We start from the raw sequence: 1,576 nt of genomic DNA, 5'->3' as shown, positions 1-1,576 counted from the left end.
GGGGGGGGGGGGGGGGGGGGGGGGCTGCCCCGCCACCAGTCGGACCCGGACCTCGTCCCACGACGGCCCCGACCGGACCCCCACGATCCGGGGGCGCTGATCAGCCACCGGCCGCGCCCGCGACACCACCAGGGTCCGACGCAACGGATTCCGGCGCAACGGATTCACCTGCGCCACCGCCGGCCCCACCCGATCAGGGACCGTGAGGTTGCACGAACGCAGCCAGCGGGGCATCCGAGGGGCATAGACCGCCCAGCGCAGCCACCACGCCCGCAGGTGGCGTCCGGCCCCGCGGTCGAACGACACCACCGAGACCCACCACCACACCGACAGCACCAGCACCGCCGCAACACAGCTGACCAGCAGCGACGGCCAGCCCCACAGCCAGCACCACCCGACGACCCCGACCGTCGTGATCGTGGTACGCCAATGCCGGACCACCCACACCGCGACGATCACCGTGGCCTTGCCCACCAGCCACACGGTGACGAACACGACCGCGATCGTCGCCAGACCCTCAGCGATCCGGCCGAAGAACTGCCCCAACCAGTGCAGACCAGCCAGCGCCGCCAGCGCCACCAACCCGGCCAGGACCAGAGCACCCGCCGTCGTCGTTGTCATCGCCGGTCCCCGTCCCGCTCCGGGGAACGACGCGGCCCACACACCACCGGCGCCGGGACCAACGCGAGCTGCCCGCGATGATCACCACACCGCCGCGGCGCCGACGCCACTTCATCCAGCGGGGTCAGACACACCTCGCACCACACCGCACCCGCCCCACCATCAACACCCATGCCCGGTCCGGTGCCTGTGGTTCCCCCAAGATCGTGGAGGGTTCCCTATGCCGCGTCTCGGGTGAGAGCGGCGTTCTCGTAGTTGATCGGTGAGAGCCCGCCCGCGGCGCTGTGTCGCCGGCGGTGGTTGTAGAAGCCGTAGCACCAGTCGATGACCACCGCCCGCGCCCTGCTGGTGGTGTCGAAGTCGTTGCGGGACAATACTTCCCACTCCAGGCTGGAGAAGAACGCCTCCGCCGCGGCGTTGTCGAAACACGACCCGACCCGACCCATCGACTGGCGGATCTCCAGCCGCCGACACAGCGCGGTGAACGCCCCGGCGGTGTAGGTCGACCCGCGGTCGGTGTGAAAGATCACTCCTCGGATCTAGCCCGCCCCACCGCGGGCCGCGGTGGCCATCCGGATGGCCTCACACGCCAGCTCGGCGTTCGGGTGCAGTCCGGTGGCCGCGCCGAGCAACCGCCGCGAGTACAGGTCGATCACCGTGGCCAGATACAGCTTCCCGGCCGCGGTGGGGATCTCGGTCATGTCCCCGACCCAGCGGCGGTTCGGCTCGGCCGCGGTGAAGTCGCGTCTGAGCAGGTCGGGGAACTTCGGCGTTGCGCGGTCCTGACGGGCCAGCCCGTTGCGTCTCTTGATCCGGCGCGCGACCAGGCCCTGGCGACGCATCGAGTCCGCCACAGTCTTCTCCGAGACCTGCCAGCCGGCCTCACGCAGGTCCGCGTGCAACCTCGGCGAGCCGTGCAACCGCTGGGCAGCGTCGAACGCCACGCCCACCGCGG

The 1,576-nt window shown here is 71.1% G+C and carries 2 protein-coding genes and 1 pseudogene; all 3 read right to left on the bottom strand.

Annotated elements, in window-relative coordinates:
• A pseudogene (locus Ae150APs1_RS33435) lies at nt 1–621 on the bottom strand (cell division protein FtsK); the annotation flags it as partial.
• 218 nt (nt 622–839) lie between these two features.
• Entirely contained in the window at nt 840–1,151 is a 312-nt protein-coding gene (locus Ae150APs1_RS32700) for an integrase core domain-containing protein (protein ID WP_212567129.1), read from the bottom strand.
• 9 nt (nt 1,152–1,160) lie between these two features.
• On the bottom strand, nt 1,161–1,576 hold a 416-nt coding region (locus Ae150APs1_RS32695; RefSeq protein WP_212567188.1), incomplete at its 5' end, for a DDE-type integrase/transposase/recombinase.

The sequence above is a fragment of the Pseudonocardia sp. Ae150A_Ps1 genome (assembly GCF_001932315.1).
Taxonomy (GTDB): domain Bacteria; phylum Actinomycetota; class Actinomycetes; order Mycobacteriales; family Pseudonocardiaceae; genus Pseudonocardia.
Note: the sequence above shows the minus strand (reverse complement) of the source record. Positions and strands in the feature narration are given on the sequence as shown.